The sequence below is a fragment of the Pseudomonas sp. USTB-Z genome, from assembly GCF_019691255.1.
In the GTDB taxonomy this organism is placed as follows: domain Bacteria; phylum Pseudomonadota; class Gammaproteobacteria; order Pseudomonadales; family Pseudomonadaceae; genus Aquipseudomonas; species Aquipseudomonas alloputida.
The window spans coordinates 13,365-36,800 of the sequence record NZ_JAECZP010000023.1; the positions used below are offsets into that span (position 1 = coordinate 13,365).

Genomic DNA, 23,436 nt, shown 5'->3' on the forward strand with positions numbered 1-23,436 from the left:
GCTTTAAATTTGGAGAGGTGGCATGCGCCTATTATTGGGGCAATTGTATGATCAGCGTGCGGCCTTGCATCTGGAACAGCGTTATGTCGGCGAAGTCCTGATACCGCAGGAGCATCTTTGTGCTCATCATCTGCGTGAGGCCGTGCGGTTTGTCGTGAGGAAGTATCCGGCACTTCGTGGCTGTTTCACGCGCAGCGAAGGCGAATGGCGCATGGACTTTGTTGCCGTTGACGCGTTTCCCGTGGACCAGGCATTGAATGTAGTTGCCACCGCCCCCGGGGTGTTGCCTGGTGCACAGGTTCAGGCACAGCGTCGAAGCACTGCTCACGACCTTTCCTTTACCGTTTTGCTCAATAGCCGCGCTTTAATCTCTAATGTGGTGTTTCAGAGAGAGGGCTTTTGACAGGCGCATAAAAAATCCGATGCTCGTTTCCAAGCGTCGGATTTTGCGGCCTACAGGCTAAAGGTCAATGAGTCTGTCTTAACTGACTGGCATTAGGCCAGATGCCCCCTTATGGCTATTGGTTGGCATAGATCTGGTCAAACACCCCACCGTCATTGAAGTGGGTCTTCTGCACGGTACGCCAGTCACCGAAGGTTTTCTCCACCGACAGGAAGTCCACTTTCGGGAAGCGGTCGGTGTACTTGGCCAGTACCGTCGCATCACGCGGGCGCAGGTAGTTGTTGGCGGCGATCTCCTGGGCTGCGGGTGACCACAGGTACTTCAGGTATTCCTCGGCCACGGCCTGGGTGCCTTTCCTGGCCACCACCTTGTCGACCACCGTCACCGGTGGCTCGGCTTCGGCCGATACGCTTGGGTAGACCACTTCGAACTGGTCGCGGCCGAACTCGCGGGCGATCATCTCGGCTTCGTTCTCGAAGGTGACCAGCACGTCACCGATCTGGTTGGTCATGAACGTGGTGGTGGCGGCACGGCCACCGGTGTCCAGCACGGGTGCCTGTTTGAACAGCTTGCCGACGAAGTCGCGGGCTTTGCTTTCATCGCCGCCTTGCTTGAGTACGTAGCCCCAGGCCGACAGGTAGGTATAGCGGCCATTACCCGAGGTTTTCGGGTTGGGCACGATCACCTGGACACCGTCCTTGAGCAGGTCGGGCCAGTCTTTCAGGGCTTTCGGGTTGCCCTTGCGCACGATGAACACAGTGGCCGAGGTGAACGGCGCGCTGTTGTTCGGCAGGCGGGTTACCCAGTTGTCGGGCACCAGCTTGCCGTTGTCTGCCAGGGCGTTGATGTCGGTGGCCATGTTCATGGTGATGACATCGGCCGGCAGGCCATCGATCACCGCACGGGCCTGCTTGCTCGAACCGCCGAAGGACATCTGCACGTTGACCTTCTCGTTGTGCTCGGCTTCCCAGTGCTTCTGGAAGGCCGGGTTGTAGTCCTTGTAGAAGTCGCGCATCACGTCGTAGGAAACGTTGAGCAGGGTGGGGGCGGCCTGGGCGAGGTTGCCCAGGGCCAGGCCTGCGGCGAGCAGCGAGGCGGTGAAGAGTTTTTTCACGTTGCTTCCTTGTTCTTGAAGGGTGTTGGGGCAGATTGCCTGCGACTATAGCGGGTGGGTTTATACGGGTTAAAGAACAAAAAATGCTTTGGTTATGCTTCTGCCTGTGCCGGCCTCTTCGCGGGTAAACCCGCTCCTACGGGGACCGCGCACGGTCCGGGCCTGTTGTAGGGGCGGGTTTACCCGCGAAGAGGCCGGCGCAGGCGCTGTCACGCTTTGGGAAACAACCCATTCCCACAGCGAGAACAGAACGCTGCCCCATGCTCGTGGGTCTTCTTGTGGCAGGTCGGGCAATCATGCTGCAGCTGCTCCCCACGCATGGCATTGGCCAGCTCGGCGGTAAAGATGCCGGTCGGCACGGCAATGATCGAGTAACCGGTAATCATCACCAGCGACGACAGCACCTGCCCCAGCGGCGTCTTGGGCACGATGTCGCCAAAGCCCACGGTGGTCAGGGTAACGATGGCCCAGTAGATGCCTTTGGGGATGCTGGTAAAGCCATGCTCAGGCCCTTCGATCACGTACATCAGCGTGCCGAACACCGTTACCAGCGTCGATACTGTCACCAGGAACACGATGATCTTCTGCTTGCTGCCGCGTAGCGCCTCCATCAGGTAATGGGCCTGCTTGAGGTACGGGCTGAGCTTGAGTACACGGAAGATCCGCAGCATCCGGATGACCCGGATGATGAGCAGGTACTGGGCGTCGCTGTAGTACAGCGCGAGGATCCCCGGCACGATCGCCAGTAAATCGACCAGGCCGTAGAAACTGAAGGCATAGCGCAACGGCTTGGGCGAGCAGTACAGGCGGGTGATGTATTCGGCCAGGAAGATTGCGGTAAAGCCCCACTCGATGCCGGCCAGCAGGCCGGCGTAGCCCTGGTGCACCTCATCGATGCTGTCGAGGATCACCGTGACCAGGCTGGCCAGGATGATCAGCAACAGGATCTTGTCGAAGCGGCGACCGGCTACGGTGTCGGTCTGGAAGACGATGACGAAGAGCCGCTCGCGCAGGCTCGCTGGGTTGTTCATTGGCTCGTTCCACAAAAGCGATGGGCTGAGCCTAGGGGTTGCGTATCAGCCGTGCAAGCGGCTGGCGTTGCGCTGCCTGGGTTGCGCCAGGTGACTGCCCAAGTGCATCAGCCAGCAGGCGGCAACGAAGGGGGCGGTCAGGCCAGGCACTGGCAGCAGCTTGAACAGCGGTTGCAACAGCAGGGCCAACGCTATCGCCAGCAGCGTTACCCAAGGTTTTTCACCTTGCCTGCTGAAGGCCAGTGCCGCCAGTGCGCCATTGAAGCCATACAAACCCAGCCACGCTCCCTGTGCCTGGTCGGCGAGCAACGCCACCCCGCCGCCAATGGCCGAGCCGATCACCGCCCACAGCGCCGCATAGGGGTTGGCGATGAACATGCCCACGATGATCAGCAACCCGGCCAAGGGCTGGTCGAGCAGGAAGATCTGGCCCACGCCGCGGGCCAGCGCGTACAGCGGGTCAGCTTCGACGAAGCCGCTGGGTGAGGGGCTGACGACTAGCAGTGTGCCCCAGCCCAGCAGCACGAATGGCGCGGTGTAGGCGACCAGCAACTTGCCGCCGCGCTTGCGCCACTGGTGGGTGATGATGCTGGACAGGCCGCCGGCGGCGATGATCAGGGGGGGCAATATGACCGACCAGGGCAGCACGGCGCTGATCAGGATGCCGATCAGCACGCCGTTGTAGCAGTACAGCCCGGCCTGGCGGTCGGCACGGTCATAGCCGCGTGCCTGGGCGGTGAGCAGGCCGGCCAGGGCGCCAAGCAGGGCGCCGCCGACCAGGTTGGGTGCGGTCAGCAGGATAGCCAGCAGGCAGCACAGGCCGCACAGGGGGTTGCGCAGCAGCAGCACTTGGCTGAAGCCGTTGAGTAACGCCGTGGCCCAGTCGGGGCACGGGTTGACGAAATTTTTGGTGTACATGGGGCAGTCAGTGAGGTTGATGGGGGAGCGGTGGGCCTCTTTGGGCCTCGGTTTTCCGCGGTCGGGTAAAGCGGTATTCAGGGAGGGCTTTGCCCTCCAATCGCGACACGAGGCCGCTCCCACAGGGATCGCATTCCCTTGTGCCAGCGTGGCCCTGTGGGAGCGGCCTTGTGTCGCGAAAGGGGCGCAACGCGCCCCCGGCAATCTCAGATCAAAGTCTCGATCCGCAGCGTGTTAGTCGTACCCGGCTTGCCGAAAGGCACGCCAGCGGTGATCAGCAGCGTGTCGCCACGGCTGGCCATGCCTTGCGCCTGGGCAATCTCCAGGGCGGTGGAAACCACCTCGTCGACCTGACGCAGGCGGTCGTTGACCACCGAATGCACGCCCCAGGCCACGCTCAGGCGCCGTGCGGTGTTCAGGTTCGGCGTCAGGTTGAGGATCGGTGCCCGTGGCCGCTCACGTGCCGCGCGCAGGGTCGAGGCACCCGACTCGCTGTAGTTGACCAGCACCGCCACCGGCAGGATGCCGCTGATGCGGCGGATCGCGCAGCTGATGGCGTCCGACACGGTGGCCTCGGCCTTTGGCCGGCCGACGTCGAGCTGGGCCTGGTAGTCCGGGCCGTTCTCAACCTGGCGGATGATCTTGCTCATCATCTGCACGGCTTCCAGCGGGTAATCACCCGAGGCGGTTTCGGCCGACAGCATCACTGCATCGGCACCTTCGGCCACCGCGTTGGCCACGTCGGTGACTTCGGCACGGGTTGGCGCTGGCGAGAAACGCATCGACTCGAGCATCTGCGTGGCCACCACCACGGGTTTGCCCAGCTGGCGGCAGGTGCCGATGATGCGCTTCTGGATCTGCGGCACGCTCTCGGCCGGTACTTCCACGCCCAGGTCACCACGGGCCACCATGATCGCGTCTGCCAGCTCGGCGATGGCTTGCAGTTGCTCGACGGCCGATGGCTTCTCGATCTTGGCCATCAGGTAGGCGCGGTCGCCAATCAGCTGGCGCGCTTCGACGATGTCTTCAGGGCGCTGCACGAACGACAGGGCGACCCAGTCCACACCCAGCTCCAGGCCAAAGGCCAGGTCGCGGCGGTCTTTTTCGGTGAGCGGGGAGAGGTCGAGCACCGCTTGCGGTACGTTGACGCCCTTACGGTCGGAAAGCTCGCCACCGTTCAGCACCTCGGTGTCAATCGCGTCGCTGTGCTTGGCGGTCACGCGCAGGCGCAGTTTGCCGTCGTCCAGCAGCAGGTCCATGCCGGGCTCGAGGGCGGCGATGATTTCGGGGTGCGGCAGGTTGACCCGGCGGCTGTCGCCCGGGGTTTTGTCCAGGTCCAGGCGCAGGGCCTGCCCGCGTTGCAACTGCACTTTGCCTTCGGCGAAGCGGCCAACGCGCAGCTTCGGCCCTTGCAGGTCCATGAGGATGCCCAGCGGGTAGTTCAGTTGCTGCTCGACTTCGCGGATCCACTGGTAGCGCAGGGCGTGGTCGGCATGCTCGCCATGGCTGAAGTTGAGGCGAAAGATGTTCACCCCGGCTTCGACCAGCTGGCGGATATCGTCGATGCCGTTGATCGCAGGGCCAAGGGTGGCGAGGATCTTAACTTTTTTATCAGGCGTCATGATTGGGCAGTCTCGAGGATCAGGATGGCGCGGAAGTCGTTGACGTTGGTGCGAGTCGGTTCGGTGACGATCAGCGCATCCAGCGCGGCGAAGTAGCCGTAGCCGTTGTTGTTGTCCAGCTCGTCGCTGGCCGACAGGCCCAAGGCTTCGGCGCTGGCGTAGCTGGCCGGGGTCATGAAGGCACCGGCGTTTTCTTCCGAGCCATCGATGCCGTCGGTATCACCGGCCAGGGCGTACACGCCCGGCAGGCCTTTCAGGCTTTCGGTGAGGCTGAGCAGGAACTCGGCGTTGCGCCCGCCACGGCCATTGCCGCGCACGGTCACGGTGGTTTCGCCACCCGACAGGATCACGCAGGGCGCTTTGAGCGGCTGGCCGTGCTGAACGATTTGCCGGGCGATACCGGCATGCACCTTGGCCACTTCGCGCGATTCACCTTCCAGGTCGCCGAGGATCAGCGGGCTGAAACCGGCCTGACGGGCTTTGACCGCGGCGGCCTCGAGCGACTGCTGGGGTTTGGCGATCAACTGGAAGTGGCTGCGGGCCAGGGCCGGGTCATCGGCCTTGACGGTTTCCGAGGCCGGGTTGTTCAGCCAGTCGATGACCGCTTTGGGCGCTTCGATGTTGTAGCGTTTGAGGATGGCCAGGGCGTCGGCCGAGGTGCTCGGGTCGGCCACGGTGGGGCCGGAAGCGATGACCGTGGCGAGGTCGCCCGGTACATCGGAAATGGCATAGGTGTAGACCGTGGCCGGCCAGCAGGCCTTGGCCAGGCGCCCGCCCTTGATCGCCGAGAGGTGCTTGCGCACACAGTTCATCTCGCCGATGGTGGCGCCGGATTTCAGCAGTGCCTTGTTGATCTGCTGCTTGTCGGCCAGGGTCAGGCCTTCGGCAGGCAGGGCCAGCAGCGCCGAGCCACCGCCAGACAGCAGGAAGATGACGCGGTCTTCTTCGTTGAGGTTGCTGACCAGTTCCAGCACGCGCTTGGCCACCGCCAGGCCGGCAGCGTCCGGGACCGGGTGGGCGGCTTCGACCACCTCGATCTTCTGGCAGTTGGCGCCGTGGCCGTAACGGGTCACGACCAGGCCGGAGACTTCGCCCTGCCAGCTTTTCTCGACCACTTCGGCCATGGCGGCTGCGGCCTTGCCGGCGCCGATGACGATAACCCGGCCGCTGCGATCGGCGGGCAGGTAGGGTTCGAGGACTTGACGGGGGTGGGCGGCGGCTATGGCTGTGTCGAACAGTTCGCGGAGAAGTTTTTGCGGATCGACCGACATGGCAGGCTCCCAATTATTGTTGTTCTGCAGAATCAAAAACGCCCCTGGAACTGCCTCCGTGCAGGCCGAACCAGGGGCGGGTGTTGCTCGATGCCACCATTGGGCCTGTGGTCGCAGGTTCAACGGCGTTGGCTTCTTCGCGGACAAGCCCCGCTCCTACATGCACAGCTCTGAGCGATTGTGCGGTCTTTGGTAGGAGCGGGTTTACCCGCGAAGAGGCCAGTGAAGGCTAAAAACGTCTTATTTGTCGTCGCGGATCGAGAAGTTGGCCATGTGCTCCAGGCCTTTGATCAGCGCCGAGTGGTCCCAGTTGCCGCCGCCCAGTGCCTGGCAGGTGTTGAACACTTGCTGGGCATTGGAGGTGTTGGGCAGGTTGATGCCCAGTTCCTTGGCGCCTTGCAGGGCCAGGTTCAGGTCCTTCTGGTGCAGGTTGATGCGGAAGCCTGGGTCGAAGGTGCCCTTGATCATGCGCTCGGCGTGCACTTCGAGGATTTTCGACGAAGCAAAGCCGCCCATCAGTGCTTCACGCACCTTGGCAGGGTCGGCGCCGTTCTTGGCGGCGAACAGCAGGGCTTCGGCCACGGCCTGGATGTTCAGGGCGACAATGATCTGGTTGGCGACCTTGGCGGTCTGGCCGTCACCGTTGCCACCGACCCGGGTAATGTTCTTGCCCATGGCTTCGAACAGCGGCAGGGTGCGCTCGAAGGCTTTCGGGCAGCCACCGACCATGATGCTCAGGGTCGCGGCCTTGGCGCCGACTTCACCACCGGACACTGGGGCGTCCAGGTAGGCGGCACCGGTAGCCTTGATTTTTTCGGCGAAGGCTTTGGTAGCGGTAGGGGAGATCGAGCTCATGTCGATCACCACCTTGTTCGGGCCAACGCCTTCGGCCACGCCGTTTTCACCGAACAGGACGCTTTCGACCTGCGGAGTGTCGGGAACCATGACGATGATGAATTCGGCTTCCTGGGCAACTTCTTTCGGGTTGGCCAGGGCCACGGCACCGGCGGCGATCAGGTCGGCTGGCGCGGCGTCGTGGTGGGTGGAAACGAAGATGCTGTGACCTGCTTTTTGCAGGTTCTGGGCCATGGGCTTGCCCATGATGCCGGTGCCGATGAAACCGATTTTAGCCATGAGAAATTACCTCTTTGTAATTGTGATATCTCAAGCAAGCTTTGGCCCCCTGTGGGAGCGGGCTCGCCCGCGAAGCAGACAACTCGGTGGATGGCACCGGCTTTGCCGGTGTTCGCGGGCGAGCCCGCTCCCACAGGGTCCCGAGTTGTTCCTCAGATTGCGTTGTGGGTTTTCAGCCAGCCCAGGCCCGCTTCGGTGGTGGTCAGCGGCTTGTACTCCGCGCCCACCCAGCCCTGGTAGCCAATGCGGTCCAAGTGTTCGAACAGGAAGCGGTAGTTGATCTCGCCGGTGCCTGGTTCATTGCGGCCGGGGTTGTCGGCCAGCTGGATGTGGTTGATCAGTTTCAGGTTGGCTTCCATGGTGCGAGCCAGGTCACCTTCCATGATCTGCATGTGGTAGATGTCGTATTGCAGGAACAGGTTGTCGCTGCCCACCTCGGCCTGGATTTCCAGGGCCTGCTGGGTGGTGTTCAGGTAGAAGCCTGGGATGTCGCGGGTGTTGATCATTTCCATGACCAGGCGAATACCGGCGCCCTTGAGCTTGTCAGCGGCGTAGCGCAGGTTCTCGACGAAGGTCTTGCGCACGGTGGCGCAGTCCGGGCCTTGTGGGCGGATGCCGGCCAGGGCGTTGACCTGGGTGTTGCCCAGCACCTTGGCGTATTCGATGGCCTTGTCGACACCCGCGCGGAATTCCTCGACGCGGTCAGGGTGGCAGGTGATACCGCGCTCACCTTTGGCCCAGTCGCCGGCCGGCAGGTTGAACAGCACCTGGGTCAGGCCGTTGGCTTCCAGCTGCTGCTTGATGTCGGCAGCGCTGAAGTCGTACGGGAACAGGTATTCGACGCCGCTGAAACCAGCATCGGCGGCACCCTTGAAGCGGGCCAGGAAGTCCTGTTCGGTGAACAGCATGGACAGGTTGGCAGCGAAGCGAGGCATGAGTTGTCTCCTTGCGATGAAGGCCCCCAGGGCGTGCCTGGGGGCGTCAGGCGATCAGTCCAGCAGCGAGATGGCGGTTGGCGCGTCGTTGCCGACCAGGGCCAGGTCTTCGAATTCGTTGACCGCGTTGATCTCGGTGCCCATGGAAATGTTGGTCACACGCTCGAGAATCACTTCAACCACCACCGGCACGCGGAACTCTTCGGCCATCTTCTGTGCCTTGATCAGGGCAGGGGCGATTTCTGCTGGCTCGAACACACGGATGGCCTTGCAACCCAGGCCTTCGACCACGGCGACGTGGTCGACACCGTAGGTGGCAGCGTCGGTCGAGTTGATGTTCTCGAACGCCAGTTGTACACAGTAATCCATGTCGAAGCCACGCTGCGCCTGGCGGATCAGGCCCAGGTAGGCGTTGTTGACCAGCACGTGCACGTACGGCAGGTTGAACTGCGCACCCACCGCCAGTTCTTCGATCATGAACTGGAAGTCGTAGTCACCGGACAGCGCCACAACCTTGCGCTTCGGATCGGCTTTGACCACGCCCAGCGCAGCAGGGATGGTCCAGCCCAGCGGGCCGGCCTGGCCGCAGTTGATCCAGTGGCGAGGCTTGTACACATGCAGGAACTGCGCGCCGGCAATCTGCGACAGGCCGATGGTGCTGACGTAGCAGGTGTCTTTGCCGAACACCTGGTTCATTTCTTCGTAGACGCGCTGCGGCTTGACCGGCACGTTGTCGAAGTGGGTCTTGCGCTGCAGGCTCGACTTGCGCTCCTGGCACTCTTCCAGCCAGGCCTTGCGGCACTTGAGCTTGCCGGCGGCTTTCCACTCGCGGGCCACTTCCAGGAACACGTCCAGTGCCTTGCCAGCATCGGAAACGATGCCCAGGTCCGGGGTGAACACACGGCCGATCTGGGTCGGCTCGATGTCCACGTGCACGAACTTGCGGCCTTCGGTGTAGACATCGACCGAGCCGGTGTGGCGGTTGGCCCAGCGGTTACCGATACCGAATACCAGGTCGGACTTCAGCAGGGTTGCGTTGCCATAGCGGTGCGAGGTCTGCAGGCCGACCATGCCGACCATCTGGGCGTGGTCGTCCGGGATGGTGCCCCAGCCCATCAGGGTCGGGATCACGGGTACGCCGGTCAGTTCGGCGAATTCGACCAGCTTGTCGCTGGCATCGGCGTTGATGATGCCGCCACCGGCTACCAGCAGTGGGCGCTCGGCGTCATTGAGCAGGGCCAGGGCTTTCTCGGCCTGTACGCGGGTGGCGGATGGCTTGTTGACTGCCAGTGGTTCGTAGGCGTCGATGTCGAATTCGATTTCGGCCATCTGCACGTCGAACGGCAGGTCGATCAGCACCGGGCCTGGGCGGCCGGTACGCATTTCATAGAAGGCCTTCTGGAAGGCGTAAGGCACCTGGCCTGGCTCCAGAACGGTGGTCGCCCACTTGGTCACCGGCTTGACGATGTTAGTGATGTCGACAGCCTGGAAGTCTTCCTTGTGCAGACGGGCACGTGGCGCCTGGCCAGTGATGCACAGAATCGGGATGGAGTCGGCCGAGGCACTGTACAGGCCGGTGACCATGTCGGTGCCGGCAGGGCCGGAAGTGCCGATGCACACACCGATGTTGCCCGGGTTGGCGCGGGTGTAGCCCTCGGCCATGTGCGAGGCACCTTCGACGTGACGAGCGAGGACGTGATCGATGCCACCGACTTTCTTCAGGGCCGAATACAACGGGTTGATGGCAGCCCCCGGGATGCCGAACGCGGTATCTACACCTTCACGGCGCATGACCAGAACGGCTGCATCGATTGCTCTCATTTTGCTCATGGTTTGTGCCTCATCGATTTTGTAATTGTATACAACTTGCTTTGCGACAGAGTGTATTCACGCCTGGCGGCTCAGGTCAATGGGTTTTCATCGACTAAGCTGGCATTCGTCAGAGCGCCCGTGAAAACGAGGGTTTGCGTCATCGCATACGATCGTTTCAAAATATTGTATACAAAAATATCTCTCGTTGTGTTCTATTTGTTCGATCGGTTTTCAACTGCCCTCCGGGCTTCTCACAACAAGAAGAGGACCTTTCCATGAACGTTCTGAACCTGAAAATCGCCGTCAGCCTGGTGAATGCCGCGCTGGTGGCGGGCCGCAAGATCAATGCCGCGCCACTGACCGTGGCGGTGCTGGATGCCGGCGGGCACCTGCTGGCGCTGCAGCGCGAGGATGGCGCGAGCTTGATTCGTCCTGAAGTGGCCACTGGCAAAGCCTGGGGGGCGATTGCCCTGGGCAAGGGGTCGCGCTTGCTGGCGCTGGATGCGCAGCAGCGGCCGGCTTTTTTTGCCGCGTTGAACGGGATGGGTGAGCGGCCGGTGGTGCCGGCGCCGGGTGGGGTGCTGATTCGTGATCAGGACGGCAAGGTGCTGGGTGCCGTGGGGATCAGCGGCGATACGTCGGATATCGACGAGCAGTGTGCGATCAGTGCGATCGAGGAGGTGGGGTTGCGGGCAGATGCCGGGGTAGCGGCCTAAATCTCTATTGCCTGTTCTGGCCCATTCGCGGGCAAGCCCGCTCCTACAGGGACTCCACAACCTTCAGGCAAGTGGTGATCCTGTGGGAGCGGGCTTGCCCGCGAATGGCCCTTCGGGATGGTTCAGGCTGCCTCAGGCTCACAACCTTTCAAGACCATACGAATAATGGTTTCGGCCGCCGCGTCATAATCACTGTCGGCCAGCTTGGCCTTGCCGGTCACCGCAGAAATCTGCCAGTCGAAGTCCGCATAGGTCTGGGTCGCCGCCCAGATGCTGAACATCAGGTGATGCGCGTCCACATGGGCGATCTGCCCGCGGTCGATCCAGCGCTGGATGCACTCGATGTTGTGCCGGGCCTGCTCGTTCAACTGCTCTACCTGGTTCGGTGACAGGTGCGGCGCGCCATGCATGATCTCGCTGGCGAACACCTTGGACGCATGGGGCAGGTCACGCGAAATGCGAATTTTCGAACGAATGTACGCACTCAGCACTTCCTTCGGGTCGCCGTCTGCATTGAACGGCGTGGATGCCTGCATGATCGGCGCGATGATGCTTTCCAGGACCTCGCGGTAAAGGTTGTCCTTGGACTTGAAGTAGTAGTACACGTTCGGCTTGGGCAGGCCGGCCTTGGCCGCGATATCGCTGGTCTTGGTGGCGGCGAAGCCCTTGTCGGCGAATTCCTCGCTGGCCGCGCGCAGGATCAATTCCTTGTTGCGCTCGCGAATGGTGCTCATGGTCAGGGATCTTCCTCGTGTCTGGCCACCTCTAAGGGGGATCGGGCATGGTAGCACCGGCCTCGACGGGCGCTCAAGGCAGCGGCTTTGGGCTAGAATCCGGCACATTGACTTATTTGGATACAAGCAAACATGGCAGGAAGCAGTCTACTGGTACTGATCGACGATATCGCCACGCTGCTGGACGACGTCTCTCTGATGACCAAGGTGGCGGCAAAAAAAACCGCAGGCGTGCTGGGTGATGACCTGGCGCTGAATGCCCAGCAGGTCACCGGCGTGCGCGCCGATCGCGAACTTCCGGTCGTCTGGGCGGTGGCCAAGGGGTCGTTCGTCAACAAGGCGATCCTGGTACCGGCCGCGTTGCTGATCAGTGCGTTCATACCCTGGGCGGTTACGCCGTTGTTGATGTTGGGTGGCGCGTTCCTGTGCTTCGAGGGTTTCGAGAAGCTGGCGCACAAGTTCTTGCACAGCAAGGAAGAGGATGAGGCACAGCACGCGGCGCGCAAGGAGGCTGTTGCCGATGCCAGTGTTGACCTGGTGGCTTTTGAAAAAGCCAAGATCAAGGGGGCGGTGCGTACCGACTTCATCCTGTCGGCGGAAATCATCGCCATTACCTTGGGTATCGTGGCTGACTCGCCGCTGACCCAGCAGATCATCGTGCTGTCGGGCATTGCGGTGGTCATGACCATTGGTGTGTATGGGTTGGTAGGCGGGATCGTCAAGCTTGACGACCTTGGGCTGTGGATGGCCCGCAAAACCTCCAGGCTGACTCAGGCAGTGGGTAACGGCATCCTGCGGGCGGCGCCGTACATGATGAAAAGCCTGTCGGTGATTGGTACTGCGGCGATGTTTCTGGTGGGCGGTGGGATCCTGGTGCATGGCATCGAGCCGCTGCATCATGCCATCGAGGCGTTCAGCGAAGGGCGTGGCGGGGCGTTGACCGGCGCGTTGCTCAACGGCGGGGTCGGAGTCCTCGCAGGTGCTGTGGTGCTGGCGGTGGTAAGCGTTGCGGGGAAATTGTGGCGGGCGGTTCGGCCGGCCAATTGAGGCGCTTTGCCGGGGCTTTGCCCCGGTTCGCGGGTGAACCCGCTCCTACCAGGTACCGCGTTTGCCTTGAACCCGGCGCGTCCCCTGTAGGAGCGGGTTTACCCGCGAATGGGCCGCAAAGCGGCCCCGCTAACTCAGGTCAGAAGTGAACCTTGACCAAGAAGCTCATGGTGTTCTGGTCGGTAGTGAAGGCATCGCTGTCCTTGATGCCGTACTTGTTTTTCCAGTAGTCATACTCCACACCCACATACAGCTGTTTCTCACCCAGGTGCAATGCCTTGCCCAGGTCGTACTTGATCTGCGGGTTGAAGTGCAGGTTGGCCTGGTAGGTGCCGCGGCGGTTCTCGTCGTTGTCCACCACCCAGTCCATGAAGCCGTCGATCAGCACGTCGGAGTCACCGACCGGAATGGTGTACGACCACACCGGGGTGATCTGCCACACGTTGTCGCCCGCGCGGCTGCCGTCGGTGGTGCGGTTGTAGAAGTTCAGCTGGAAGTAGTCGAAGCCCGGGATGGCCAGGTCGAAGCCCGGACCGATCAGGTAAGACTCGGTGTCACCCTCGCCAAACTCGTAGGTCATCGCCAACAGCACGTCCTTGACCGGGCCAAACTCGATCTTCTGGTCGAAAATCTTGCCGAACGACAGGCGTGGGCTGATCTCACCGTAGTAGGTGTTCGGGCCGTTGCCGGCGTCTTTCTGGCCCTGGTAGAAGATCTTGTCGACGAAAATGAAGTTGTCGCCGTACTTCCAGCCATCGGCGTGCTCGAAGGTGACGGTTTGCTGAATTGCCGGGTTGACCTTGAAGTTCTTGCCCCACAGGTAGGTCAGGCTGTTGTTCTGCCATTGCAGCAGGTCGCCGCCGAAGGTGGTGCCGCAGGCCAGCAGGCCGCCGGCGAGGATCAGGCTGTTGATGGTACGCATTGCGAGTGTCGCTCCCTTGATTGATCTGTTGTCAGCGCTCGTTGCCGGCGCTTTTTTGTCTTTTGAGTCAGCTTTTTTCGATAGGCCACAGCTGTTTGGCAAGGGTCGAGCCAACTTTTCCGGGTTGGCAAAACCTTCCTGCTCGACTTCGTTCTGAACGGATGAAAAGGGTCTTTCAGGCTGGCAACACGTTGGCCAACCGCCCGTATTCATTGACTGAGCGGTCAGTAAACGCAGGCAGAATCCGTTCTGCCCTGATCGAGGGGGCGCGCAGATTACTGGCTTGCGCGCCGCGCCTCAAGTGCTCCGTCCTGGAGCGGGGTGATTCAAACTTGTGCGTTTGGTCAACTTCCTAGAAGTGCACCTTGATCAGCGCACTGGCCACGCTCTGGTTGCTGTCCAGGTTGCCGCGGCTGTCAATGCCGTACTTGTCTTTCCAGTAGCTGTATTCAAAGCCGACGTAGAGCTGCTTGGCGCCCAGGTTCAGCGCCTTGCCCAGGTCGTATTTGACCTGCGGGTTGAAGTGCAGGTTGGCGTGATAGGTGCCACGGCGGGTCTGGTCGTTGTCGGTAACCCAGTCCATGTAACCGTCGATCAGAATGTCTGACCGGCCTACAGGGAGGGTGTACGACCAGCCGGGGGTAATCTGCCAGACGTTGTCACCGGGGCGGCTGCCTTCGGTGTTGCGCACGTAGAAATTGAGGGTGAAATAGTTGAAGCCGGGGATGTTCAAGTCAAAGCCTGGGCCGATCAGGTAGGCCTCGTTGTCGCCTTCACCGCGCTCGTAGGTCATGGCCAGCAGCACATCCTTGATCGGACCGAAGGCAAGCTTGCGGTCGAAGATCTTGCCCAATGACAGGCGTGGGCTGAACTCGCCGTAGTAGGTGGTCACACCTTTGCCGGGGTCGGCCTTGCCGTTGTAGAAGATCTTGTCGACGAACATGAAGGTGTCGCCGTACTTCCATTTGTTGGCGTGCTCGAAGGTGATGGTCTGCTGGATATCAGGGTTGACCTTGAAGTCCTTGCCGTACAGGTAGGTCAGGCTTTCGCCGTGCCACTGCAGCCATTCGCCTGCGTGCGAGGGTAGGGTGGCCAGCAGGCTGCTGCCCAACAACAGGGACGTGGTGATGCGCTTCATGTTGTGATTCCCGGACTTATTGTTTTTGTTGGCGGTTTTTTTGGCGCGCAGGCGCCCCGGGCGACCCATTCCGGCGGGTCGACGGCGTAGCGGTTACTGCAGAGGTAAATGAGGGGCGGTCATGCACCGCCCCTTTTGGCTCAATGCTGGTGACAGACGTCGTTGTGCATTGCGCGGTCGGCACCGCCAAGGATGTTGAACAGAACGTTCAACACCAGGGCACAGACCGTGGCCATGGCGATACCGCTGTGGGTGATGGGTTCCATCCACTGTGGCATCTGGGCAAAGAACTCCGGACGCACCACGGGGATCAACCCGAAGCCGACGCTCACGGCAACCAACAGCTGGTTGCGGCGGTCGCCGATGTCCGCCTCCTGAAGAATCTTGATCCCGGTGGCGGTGACCATGCCGAACATGGCGATGGACGCGCCGCCCAGTACTGCGGGCGGGATCGAGGCAATCAGGAAGGCCGCCTTGGGCAGCAGGCTGAGCAGGATCAGCAGTGCACCGGCCACGATGGTGACATAGCGGCAGCGCACCCCGGTCATCTGCACCAGGCCGATGTTTTGGGCGAACGAGGAGTGGGTGAAGGTGTTGAAGAAGCCCGCAATGAACGACGCACCGGCATCGCACAGCAGGCCGCGACGCAGCATGCCAGGGGTGACTTCGCGATCGGTCACCTTGCCCAGGGCCAGGAACATGCCGGTGGACTCGACGAAGATGATCACCACTACCAGGCACATGGACAGGATCGGCGCCAGGCTGAAGGTCGGCATGCCAAAGTGCAGCGGGGTGACCACCTGCAACCACGGTGCTTCATTCAGACCCGACAGGTCGACCATGCCGATGGAGCCGGCCAGGATGTAGCCAAGGCCCATGCCCACCAGTACCGACACGTTGACCCAGAAACCGCGCATGAAGCGGTTGATCAGCAGGATCACGGCCAGTACCAGGCCGGCCACCAGCAGGTAGATCGGCGAGCCGAACGTTTGAGCGTCTTGGCCGCCACCGGCCCAGTTGACGGCCACCGGGAACAGCGACAGGCCAATCGAGGTGATCACCGTACCGGTGACCAGTGGGGGAAAGAAGCGGACAACCTTGGACATGAACGGCGCGATCAGCATGCCGAAGAACCCGGCAGCGATGGTCGCGCCGAAGATCCCCTGCAGGCCCACGCCGGGCATGCCGGCCATGGCCACCATGCTGCCGACGGCAGCGAAACTGGCACCCATCATCACCGGCATGCGGATGCCCACCGGGCCGATACCGAACGACTGGATGATGGTAGCGACGCCAGCGACCAGCAGGTCGGCGTTGATCAGGAAAGCGACTTCTTCACGGGACAAACCGGCGGCCTGGCCGATGATCAACGGCACGGCGATCGCGCCACCGTACATCAGCAGAACGTGTTGCAGGCCAACCAGGAACAGTTGGAACAGGGGCAAGGGTTCTCGCGGCGGCGCAATGGGGATATACGCCTTGCGTGACTCGGACATGCAGCACCTCGAGTTTTGTTTTTATTCTCGGATCCAAGCGGCAGGCCTCATGCCTGCGCGCTCGATGCTTGCTTGTTGCGTAACACATGGAGCTTGAGGCCGGGGCTTCCGGCCTCTTCGCGGGCAAGCCCGCTCCTACAGGGGAAGGTGATTCCCTTGGGGGCGGGTTGCCTGGCGAGGTGCTGTCAGTTGACCTGGGCGCCTTTGGCGATCCAGTCGCCGACGAGCTTGCGCTCTTCGGTGGTCATCTGGGTGATGTTGCCCAGCGGCATGATCTGGCTGGCAACCGCTTGCGCCTGAATGCGCGCGGCCTGGGCCTGGATCTGCTGCGGAGTGTCGAACATCACGCCGGCAGGAGCGGCGCTGAACAGTGGGCTGGTCGGCTTGGACGAGTGGCACACGGTGCAGCGTTCCTGGATGACATTGTGGATCTTGTCGAAGTCGCCACCTCCGGCCTGGGCAGCGGCCTGGGCCGGTGCCTGCGCAGGTGCGGCGGGTGCTTCGGCAGCCTTGGCGGCGTCCTCGGCACGCTGCTCGGCAGCGGTCTTGCCACCTACCGCAGTTGCTGGCAGCGGTTGGTACTCGATCTTCGCTGCGGCTTGCTCAGGGCTTAAGGCCATCGGTTTCGGGCCGGTAACGTAGGCCAGGCAGATCATCGCCAAGGCGCCGACGGGCAGGGTCCAGGCGTACTTGTTGCTGTCGTGGCGGGTGTTGAAGTAGTGGCGGATCAGCACCGCGGCTACTGCGATACCGGCCAGGATCAGCCAGTTGTACTGGCTACCGTAGGTGCTCGGGAAATGGTTGCTGATCATGATGAACAGCACCGGCAGGGTGAAGTAGTTGTTGTGACGCGAGCGCAGCAGGCCCTTGGCCGGCAGTACCGGGTCGGGCGTCTGGTTGTTCTCGATCGCCGCCACCAGCTGGCGTTGGGCCGGCATGATGATGCGGAACACGTTACCGACCATGATGGTGCCAATGATCGCGCCGGTATGCAGGTAGGCACCACGGCCGCTGAACACCAGGCTGAAGCCCCAGCAGGCAGCGATGATCAGCACGAACAGCACACCACCGAGCAGCGCTGGCTTCTTGCCCAAGGGCGAGTCGCACAGGAAGTCGTAGATGAACCAGCCCGCGATCAGCGAGCCGATACCGATGGCCACGCCTTCGGCACCGCTCAGGGTGCTGCCAGGTGCCAGCAGGTACAGGGTCGGGTTCCAGTAGAACACCACGCACAGCAGGGCGATACCGGACATCCAGGTGAAGTAGGCTTCCCATTTGAACCAGTGCAGGTTCTCGGGCATTTTCGGGGGGGCGAGCTTGTATTTCTCCAGGTGGTAGATACCACCGCCGTGAATCGCCCAGAGATCACCCGACAACCCATCGCGCGGGTTGCTTCGGTTCAGGTGGTTCTCCAGCCAGACGAAGTAGAACGATGCACCGATCCAGGCGACGCCGGTGATCATGTGAACCCAGCGAATGCTCAGGTTCAGCCATTCGTGAAGGTGTGCTTCCACAGTATGTACCTCTGCCAGTCACCGAGAAGATGACTGACCTTTTCTTATTGGTGGGGATTGAGGATCAGCATCTGTTCCTCGGTGAAGTAATGCTCATCGCAGTTGTTGCCAGAACCACTGCGATCAACCACCAGGAAATCATCCCGCTTTTCGATCGTCAGCACCGGGTGGTGCCAGACGCCGCGATGGTAATTAACGCCCTGCCTGCCATTACTGCGGAAGGCTCGGACCAAGCCTGATACAGGTGCATCGCCAACGGGCGCGACCACGATCAGAAAGGGGTTGCCGAGCAGCGGGATAAAAGCCTGGCTGCCCAGCGGATGGCGTTCCAGCATGCGCACGGTCAGCGGCATGTCCTGCGCGTCGGCGCGGAAGATGCTGATGATCGCCTTGTCTTCAGGCTCGGCGGTTTCGACCGTGGCGAGCTTGTGAAAGCGCATGGTCGAGCCGTTGTTGATCATGAAGTGGTCGCTGCCGTCGGTTTCGATCACGTCTCCGAACTGGGCGAAGGCTTCTTTGGTCAAGGGCTCGATCATCAGGGTGCGCATGCGGTTATCTCTTCTATTGTTCGTTTTCTGAATAAGGTTCGGCTGTTGCTTACAGCTGCAGTAGGCGGAACAGGGCGATCAGGTTGATCTGCGCCAGGGCTTCCTTGAATTCGGCATCGGCATCGTTGTGGATGCGTTTTTCAAAGGCGGCGAGAATCTGGTGCCGGTTACTGCCCTTCACCGCCATGATGAACGGGAACTGGAACTTGGCCTTATAGGCATCGTTCAGTTCGGTGAACCGGGCGAACTCTTCGGCGGTGCACTGGTGGATACCGGCACCGGCCTGTTCGTTGGTGCTCGATTCGGTCAGTTCGCCCTGGATGGCGGCCTTGCCTGCCAGGTCCGGGTGAGCATTGATCAGCGCGAGCTGGTCAGCGTGGTTGGCGCTGAGCAGGATATCGCTCATGCGCTGGTGCAGCGCCTCGATCTCGTCCAGCTCGCCCAGTTGGCCCAGGTCATAGGCTTTTTCGGCAACCCACGGCGAGTGCTCGTAGATGTCGGCGAAGGCCTTGACGAAGGCGTCGCGGTCCAGGGCGGATGGTTTGAGGGTATTGAAGGCGGTCATCAGGCGTTCTCTTTCTTGTACGGGTGGGTGGTGTGCCAGTGGCGGGCGATATCCACGCGACGGGCGAACCAGACCTGGTCATGACTTTTTGCGTAATCGACGAAGCGCTTCAGTGCAGCCAGGCGTGCCGGGCGGCCGACCAGGCGGCAGTGCAGGCCGATGGAAAGCATTTTCGGTGCGTCGGCGCCTTCGGCGTACAGCACATCAAAGGCGTCTTTCAGGTACTGGAAGAACTGCTCGCCGCAGTTGAAGCCCTGTACCTGGGTGAAGCGCATGTCGTTGGTGTCCAGGGTGTAGGGGATCACCAGGTGCGGCTTGCCGGTGGGGTTGTTCGGCTCCCAGTAGGGCAGGTCGTCGTCGTAGGTGTCGCTGTCATAGAGGAAACCACCTTCCTCCATCACCAGGCGGCGGGTGTTCGGGCCGGTACGGCCGGTGTACCAGCCCAGCGGGCGCTCGCCGGTGAGTTCGGTGAGGATACGGATGGCTTCGAGCATGTGCTCGCGCTCCTGGGCCTCGTCCATGTTCTGGTAGTCGATCCAGCGGTAGCCGTGGCTGCAGATCTCGTGGCCGGCTTCGACCATGGCGCGGATCACGTCGGGGTGGCGCTGGGCGGCCATGGCCACGGCGAAGACGGTGAGTGGCACGCCGCTGTCCTTGAACAGCTTCAGCAGGCGCCATACACCGGCACGGCTGCCGTATTCATACAGCGACTCCATGCTCATGTTGCGCTGGCCCTGCAGGGGTTGGGCAGCGACCATCTCGGACAGGAAGGCTTCGGATTCCTTGTCACCGTGCAGGATGTTGCGTTCGCCACCTTCCTCGTAATTGAGGACGAAAGACAGCGCGATGCGGGCGTTGCCCGGCCATTGCGGGTGAGGAGGGTTGTTGCCGTAACCGATCAGGTCGCGAGGGTAATCAGCGCTCACTGCAGTCTTCCTTCTTGTGCGTTAGTGCGGGGGGTGGGCGGGCCGCGTCGGTATGTCGCACCACCGGATGGGCTGATTGTATACAACTTCTGAAATCTTTTGTAAGCCTGTTTTTCCGCATTTCTTCCCTTTTGTCGCCTGACAGCGACCGGGAAATACAGTGCAAGAAACCTGCCTGTTTGGTCAGCTAATGAGGTTGGCATCGTTATGGTGCGTGTATTTGCGACCGATGGGGCGTTAATGGGCAGCAAATGAAGGGTGTGACAGAGGGGATCAAAAAATTGTGTACAATCCTCGGGTGGAATGTCTTAATAACGTCATTCCCGCCTACCGCAGGCGCTAAGCTGGTGCGATGGCTGAGTATTTTTTGCCCACAGATTGAACAAGAGGCGACACGCAATGGGACGTTTGACCACACACGTACTGGATGCCGCGCATGGCTGCCCGGGTAGCTCGATCAAGGTCGAGCTGTACCGCGTCGAAGGCCAGCAGCTGGAGCTGGTGAACACCGCCCTGACCAACAGCGATGGCCGCGTCAACGCGCCGCTGTTGCAGGGGGACGATTACCGCACTGGCGTTTACCAGTTGCAGTTCAGCGCTGGGGATTACTACCGCGCCCGTGGCGTGCAATTGCCGGCCCAGGCGTTTCTGGATGTTGTCGTGCTGCGCTTTGGCATCGACGAGTCGCAGGAGCACTACCACGTGCCGCTGCTGATTTCGCCTTACAGCTATTCGACCTATCGTGGAAGCTAGTTGGTCGCTAGAAGAATCTTCGTAGGTCCTTTGGCCCGCTCTCACACTGGCGGGCTTTTTTTCGTCTGCTGTTTTTGTGTGGCCTGTGCCGGCCTCTTCGCGGGTGAACCCGCTCCTACGGGCGACCGCGCAGGCCTTTCAAATGTTGAGCAAGGGCGCCATATCGTGGCGTCCCAACAAGGCGTTCGCGCGTCCCTCGCAGGCATTAATGGGCCGGAACAAGCGTAGGAGCGACCTTGCTCGCGATGCGCCGCGCGTGCGGCGCTCGATTTCGAGAACACTGGAAATCTAAAGCCAAGCGCCCTTGCTCAGAGGAACACGAACTTGGCAATGAAGATTGCGCACAGTACCCACAGGCTGGCCGAGATTTCCTTGTACTTGCCGGTACCTGCCTTCAACGCGACGTAGGTGATGAAACCCAGCGCGATACCATCGGCAACGGAGAAGGTCAGCGGCATCATGATGACCGTGACAATCGCCGGAATGCTGTCGGTGGCTTCGTCCCAATGGATGTGCGCCATGCTGCCCATCATCAGCATTGCCACGTAGATCAGTGCGCCTGCTGTCGCGTAGGCCGGGATCATCCCCGCCAGCGGGGCGAAGAACATCGCTGCGACGAACAGCAAGCCGACCACCACGGCCGTCAAACCGGTACGGCCACCTGCGGCGACACCTGCGGCACTCTCCACATAACTGGTCACTGGGGGCACGCCGACCACAGCACCGAATACGCTGGAAGCACTGTCGGCCTTCAAGGCGCGTGACAGGCCTTCGATACGCCCGTCCGGCGCTACCAGGTTCGCTCGCTGGGCAACCCCCATCAGCGTGCCGGCAGTGTCGAACATGTGCACGAACAGGAACGCCAGCACCACGCTGATCATGCTGACATTGAACACGCCAGCCACGTCCATGGCCATCCAGGTCGGTGCCAGGCTTGGGGGCATCGACATCACCCCGCCAAACTTGACCAGGCCCAGGCCCCAGCCCGCCAGGGTGACACCAATGATGCTGATCAGGATCGCGCCGAATACCCGCTTGTAGCTGAGGATGGCGATCAGCAGGAAGCACACGGCCGCCAGCAGCGGCCCCGGCTCATGCAACGAGCCCAGCTTGATCAGGGTGGCGGGGCTGTCGACGATGATGCCTGCGGTCTTCAGGCCGATCAGCCCGAGAAACAATCCGACGCCGGCCCCCATGGCATGGCGCAGGCTGACCGGGATGCTGTTGAGCAGCCATTCGCGCACTTTCGACAAGGTCAGGAACATAAACAACACGCCGGAGACGAATACCGCCCCCAGCGCCGTTTCCCAGTTGTAGCCCATGGTGCCGACCACGGTGTAGGTAAAGAAAGCATTGAGCCCCATGCCCGGCGCCAGGCCCACCGGCCAGTTGGCGTACAGGCCCATCAGCAGGCAGCCCAGCGCGGCGGCGATGCAGGTGGCGACAAAAGCGGCACCATGGTCGATGCCGGCGTCGGCCATGATGTTGGGGTTGACGAAGATGATGTAGGCCATGGTGATGAAGGTGGTCACCCCAGCGATCATTTCGGTTTTGACAGTGCTGCCGTGTTGCTTGAGTTTGAAAATCCGCTCCAGCCAGCTCGTTTCGAGCGGCGGGGCGAGATCCAGCGTAGGGGCTTCGGATTTGCGGCTTTCCACAGCGGGTACTCCTCAAGTCTTTCTTGTTGTTATGGAGCCAGTTTCCTGCGCAATGCACTTGGCGGCTCCGCGAGGGAAGGCAGACGTCTGACCTTTTTTGTTGACTCAAGGGTCAAGAAGTTGCTCGGTGGATTATGCTTTTGTGTACAAATAAAGCAAATAATGTTTTATGTTTTGTATGCGCAATGCGTCGTACAACGGCTATATAGGTAAAACGCCCCCTGCGGAATCGCCTCAGCCTGTGTACAATGGCGCCATACTTTCTCTTCGTGCCTCGAGAGCCCATGAACGAACAGCTGCAACCTCTGAAAAAACCTGCACGAGTCGGCAAGGCCGGCCGCAGCGGTACCCAGGACGACATCGTCTACGCGCATATTTTCGAGGCGATCCTCGAGCAGCGTCTGGCTCCGGGCACCAAGTTGAGCGAGGAAGCGCTGGGCGAGATCTTTGGCGTCAGCCGCACCATCATCCGCCGCGCCTTGTCGCGCCTGGCCCACGAAAGCGTGGTGCTGCTGCGGCCGAACCGCGGCGCGGTGGTGGCCAGCCCGACTGTAGAAGAGGCGCGCCAGGTGTTCTTCTCGCGGCGCATGGTCGAACGCGCCATCACCGAGCTGGCGGTGCAGCATGCCACCCCCGATCAGCTTAACGAGCTGCGGCAGATGGTGCGTGAGGAGCGCGACAGCTTTTCGCGCGGTGACCGGGGTGCCGGCATTCGCCTGTCCGGTGAGTTCCACCTCAAGCTGGCCGAAGCGGCGGGCAATGCACCGCTGGTAAGTTTCCAGCGCAGCCTGGTATCGCAGACTTCGCTGATCATTGCCCAGTACGAAAGCGGCAACCGCTCGCACTGCTCTTACGATGAGCACATGCAGCTCATCGATGCCATCGAGGCGCGCGATGCCGAGCAGGCCGTGAGCCTGATGATGCATCACATGGACCACATCGACAGCAAGCTGAACCTGGACGAGGAGAGCGCCTCGGACGATTTGCATGCGGTGTTCTCGCATCTATTGAAAAAGCCCAAGGTTTCCGTCAAGGGTTGATCGTTTGCCGATGTAATCGTGGGGCTGCACGGCAGCCTCCAGCCGCTACTGGCCATAACCCAAAGGTCTGCTAAATTCTTGTGAGCAAACCTTCATCAAGCAGTTGGGCTTGCGCATTCGTTGCGTTCAACTTCTTGAG

22 protein-coding genes are annotated in these 23,436 nt (G+C 61.4%); 5 read left to right on the forward strand and 17 right to left on the reverse strand.

Annotated elements, in window-relative coordinates; genetic code table 11:
* Positions 1–22 precede the first annotated feature (22 nt).
* Entirely contained in the window at positions 23–403 is a 381-nt protein-coding gene (locus I8746_RS22045) for a hypothetical protein (protein ID WP_012051668.1), read from the forward strand.
* A 115-nt stretch (positions 404–518) separates the two neighbouring features.
* On the opposite strand, the gene I8746_RS22050 is transcribed toward I8746_RS22045, so the two are convergent.
* The 8 genes from I8746_RS22050 to gcl all read right to left on the reverse strand — a co-directional run bounded on the left by I8746_RS22050 (position 519) and on the right by gcl (position 10,258).
* Complete coding sequence (locus tag I8746_RS22050) at positions 519–1,517, reverse strand: sulfate ABC transporter substrate-binding protein (protein ID WP_221101057.1); 999 nt, start codon at positions 1,515–1,517, stop codon at positions 519–521.
* A gap of 209 nt (positions 1,518–1,726) precedes the next feature.
* Positions 1,727–2,548 (reverse strand): ion transporter, encoded by an 822-nt coding sequence (locus tag I8746_RS22055; RefSeq protein ID WP_012051670.1) that lies wholly within the window; start codon positions 2,546–2,548, stop codon positions 1,727–1,729.
* 45 nt (positions 2,549–2,593) lie between these two features.
* Positions 2,594–3,466 (reverse strand): urea transporter, encoded by an 873-nt coding sequence (locus I8746_RS22060; protein WP_108190947.1) that lies wholly within the window; start codon positions 3,464–3,466, stop codon positions 2,594–2,596.
* Between the two features lie 206 nt (positions 3,467–3,672).
* The gene (pyk, locus tag I8746_RS22065) at positions 3,673–5,088 is read right to left on the reverse strand and encodes a pyruvate kinase (protein ID WP_003254349.1); all 1,416 of its coding nucleotides are present in this window, start codon (positions 5,086–5,088) and stop codon (positions 3,673–3,675) included.
* Positions 5,085–6,359 (reverse strand): glycerate kinase, encoded by a 1,275-nt coding sequence (locus I8746_RS22070; protein ID WP_003254348.1) that lies wholly within the window; start codon positions 6,357–6,359, stop codon positions 5,085–5,087. Before I8746_RS22070 ends, pyk begins: the two co-directional genes overlap by 4 nt.
* Positions 6,360–6,599: 240 nt before the next feature.
* Complete coding sequence (locus I8746_RS22075) at positions 6,600–7,493, reverse strand: 2-hydroxy-3-oxopropionate reductase (protein ID WP_003254347.1); 894 nt, start codon at positions 7,491–7,493, stop codon at positions 6,600–6,602.
* 152 nt (positions 7,494–7,645) lie between these two features.
* Positions 7,646–8,428 carry a hydroxypyruvate isomerase gene (hyi, locus tag I8746_RS22080; RefSeq protein WP_192907490.1) on the reverse strand — a complete coding sequence of 261 codons (783 nt, stop codon included), beginning with the start codon at positions 8,426–8,428 and terminating at the stop codon, positions 7,646–7,648.
* Positions 8,429–8,482: 54 nt separating this feature from the next.
* Positions 8,483–10,258, reverse strand: coding sequence for a glyoxylate carboligase (gene gcl / locus I8746_RS22085; RefSeq protein ID WP_003254345.1), 1,776 nt, complete (start codon positions 10,256–10,258; stop codon positions 8,483–8,485).
* Between the two features lie 257 nt (positions 10,259–10,515).
* On the opposite strand from gcl, the gene I8746_RS22090 reads away from it, so the two are divergent.
* Positions 10,516–10,956 (forward strand): heme-binding protein, encoded by a 441-nt coding sequence (locus tag I8746_RS22090; protein WP_012051674.1) that lies wholly within the window; start codon positions 10,516–10,518, stop codon positions 10,954–10,956.
* Positions 10,957–11,078: 122 nt separating this feature from the next.
* On the opposite strand, the gene I8746_RS22095 is transcribed toward I8746_RS22090, so the two are convergent.
* Complete coding sequence (locus tag I8746_RS22095) at positions 11,079–11,690, reverse strand: TetR/AcrR family transcriptional regulator (RefSeq protein ID WP_010955036.1); 612 nt, start codon at positions 11,688–11,690, stop codon at positions 11,079–11,081.
* A 132-nt stretch (positions 11,691–11,822) separates the two neighbouring features.
* Here I8746_RS22095 and I8746_RS22100 point away from each other — a divergent pair, with 132 nt between their 5' ends.
* Positions 11,823–12,737 (forward strand): DUF808 domain-containing protein, encoded by a 915-nt coding sequence (locus I8746_RS22100; protein ID WP_088513764.1) that lies wholly within the window; start codon positions 11,823–11,825, stop codon positions 12,735–12,737.
* 139 nt (positions 12,738–12,876) lie between these two features.
* Here the strand turns inward: I8746_RS22100 and I8746_RS22105 are convergent, their stop codons facing one another.
* The 7 genes from I8746_RS22105 to puuE form a co-directional block, all read right to left on the reverse strand.
* Positions 12,877–13,659: an outer membrane protein OmpK gene (locus tag I8746_RS22105; RefSeq protein ID WP_012051676.1), complete on the reverse strand. Its 783-nt coding sequence runs from the start codon at positions 13,657–13,659 to the stop codon at positions 12,877–12,879.
* Positions 13,660–14,011: 352 nt separating this feature from the next.
* On the reverse strand, positions 14,012–14,797 hold the full coding sequence (locus I8746_RS22110; RefSeq protein ID WP_003254337.1) for an outer membrane protein OmpK: 786 nt from the start codon (positions 14,795–14,797) through the stop codon (positions 14,012–14,014).
* A gap of 140 nt (positions 14,798–14,937) precedes the next feature.
* Positions 14,938–16,293 carry a nucleobase:cation symporter-2 family protein gene (locus tag I8746_RS22115; RefSeq protein WP_003254336.1) on the reverse strand — a complete coding sequence of 452 codons (1,356 nt, stop codon included), beginning with the start codon at positions 16,291–16,293 and terminating at the stop codon, positions 14,938–14,940.
* Between the two features lie 185 nt (positions 16,294–16,478).
* Positions 16,479–17,807 (reverse strand): urate hydroxylase PuuD, encoded by a 1,329-nt coding sequence (locus I8746_RS22120; protein WP_221101058.1) that lies wholly within the window; start codon positions 17,805–17,807, stop codon positions 16,479–16,481.
* A gap of 44 nt (positions 17,808–17,851) precedes the next feature.
* The gene (locus I8746_RS22125; RefSeq protein ID WP_003254333.1) at positions 17,852–18,355 is read right to left on the reverse strand and encodes an ureidoglycolate lyase; all 504 of its coding nucleotides are present in this window, start codon (positions 18,353–18,355) and stop codon (positions 17,852–17,854) included.
* A gap of 49 nt (positions 18,356–18,404) precedes the next feature.
* Positions 18,405–18,920 (reverse strand): 2-oxo-4-hydroxy-4-carboxy-5-ureidoimidazoline decarboxylase, encoded by a 516-nt coding sequence (gene uraD / locus I8746_RS22130; protein ID WP_004576924.1) that lies wholly within the window; start codon positions 18,918–18,920, stop codon positions 18,405–18,407.
* A complete protein-coding gene (gene puuE, locus I8746_RS22135) occupies positions 18,920–19,846 on the reverse strand; it encodes an allantoinase PuuE (protein ID WP_014590202.1) in 927 nt (308 codons plus the stop codon). Before puuE ends, uraD begins: the two co-directional genes overlap by 1 nt.
* 399 nt (positions 19,847–20,245) lie before the next feature.
* Between puuE and uraH the strand changes: the two genes are divergently transcribed.
* A complete protein-coding gene (gene uraH, locus I8746_RS22140; protein ID WP_221101059.1) occupies positions 20,246–20,599 on the forward strand; it encodes a hydroxyisourate hydrolase in 354 nt (117 codons plus the stop codon).
* Between the two features lie 308 nt (positions 20,600–20,907).
* On the opposite strand, the gene I8746_RS22145 is transcribed toward uraH, so the two are convergent.
* On the reverse strand, positions 20,908–22,257 hold the full coding sequence (locus I8746_RS22145) for an NCS2 family permease (protein WP_004577064.1): 1,350 nt from the start codon (positions 22,255–22,257) through the stop codon (positions 20,908–20,910).
* Positions 22,258–22,541: 284 nt separating this feature from the next.
* On the opposite strand from I8746_RS22145, the gene I8746_RS22150 reads away from it, so the two are divergent.
* Positions 22,542–23,297, forward strand: a complete 756-nt coding sequence (locus I8746_RS22150; protein ID WP_004577063.1) for a GntR family transcriptional regulator — start codon at positions 22,542–22,544, stop codon at positions 23,295–23,297.
* The last annotated feature ends 139 nt before the right edge of the window (positions 23,298–23,436 follow it).

Bases quoted from the DNA above. Each gene is read 5' to 3' on its own strand.
- I8746_RS22090 (WP_012051674.1), top strand. From the start codon at position 10,516: ATGAACGTTCTGAACCTGAAAATCGCCGTCAGCCTGGTGAATGCCGCG.
- uraH (WP_221101059.1), top strand. From the start codon at position 20,246: ATGGGACGTTTGACCACACACGTACTGGATGCCGCGCATGGCTGCCCG.
- gcl (WP_003254345.1), bottom strand. From the start codon at position 10,258: ATGAGCAAAATGAGAGCAATCGATGCAGCCGTTCTGGTCATGCGCCGT.
- uraD (WP_004576924.1), bottom strand. From the start codon at position 18,920: ATGACCGCCTTCAATACCCTCAAACCATCCGCCCTGGACCGCGACGCC.
- I8746_RS22070 (WP_003254348.1), bottom strand. From the start codon at position 6,359: ATGTCGGTCGATCCGCAAAAACTTCTCCGCGAACTGTTCGACACAGCC.
- I8746_RS22150 (WP_004577063.1), top strand. From the start codon at position 22,542: ATGAACGAACAGCTGCAACCTCTGAAAAAACCTGCACGAGTCGGCAAG.
- I8746_RS22105 (WP_012051676.1), bottom strand. From the start codon at position 13,659: ATGCGTACCATCAACAGCCTGATCCTCGCCGGCGGCCTGCTGGCCTGC.
- hyi (WP_192907490.1), bottom strand. From the start codon at position 8,428: ATGCCTCGCTTCGCTGCCAACCTGTCCATGCTGTTCACCGAACAGGAC.
- I8746_RS22075 (WP_003254347.1), bottom strand. From the start codon at position 7,493: ATGGCTAAAATCGGTTTCATCGGCACCGGCATCATGGGCAAGCCCATG.
- I8746_RS22095 (WP_010955036.1), bottom strand. From the start codon at position 11,690: ATGAGCACCATTCGCGAGCGCAACAAGGAATTGATCCTGCGCGCGGCC.
- I8746_RS22100 (WP_088513764.1), top strand. From the start codon at position 11,823: ATGGCAGGAAGCAGTCTACTGGTACTGATCGACGATATCGCCACGCTG.
- I8746_RS22115 (WP_003254336.1), bottom strand. From the start codon at position 16,293: ATGTCCGAGTCACGCAAGGCGTATATCCCCATTGCGCCGCCGCGAGAA.
- pyk (WP_003254349.1), bottom strand. From the start codon at position 5,088: ATGACGCCTGATAAAAAAGTTAAGATCCTCGCCACCCTTGGCCCTGCG.
- I8746_RS22045 (WP_012051668.1), top strand. From the start codon at position 23: ATGCGCCTATTATTGGGGCAATTGTATGATCAGCGTGCGGCCTTGCAT.
- I8746_RS22125 (WP_003254333.1), bottom strand. From the start codon at position 18,355: ATGCGCACCCTGATGATCGAGCCCTTGACCAAAGAAGCCTTCGCCCAG.
- I8746_RS22110 (WP_003254337.1), bottom strand. From the start codon at position 14,797: ATGAAGCGCATCACCACGTCCCTGTTGTTGGGCAGCAGCCTGCTGGCC.
- I8746_RS22060 (WP_108190947.1), bottom strand. From the start codon at position 3,466: ATGTACACCAAAAATTTCGTCAACCCGTGCCCCGACTGGGCCACGGCG.
- I8746_RS22055 (WP_012051670.1), bottom strand. From the start codon at position 2,548: ATGAACAACCCAGCGAGCCTGCGCGAGCGGCTCTTCGTCATCGTCTTC.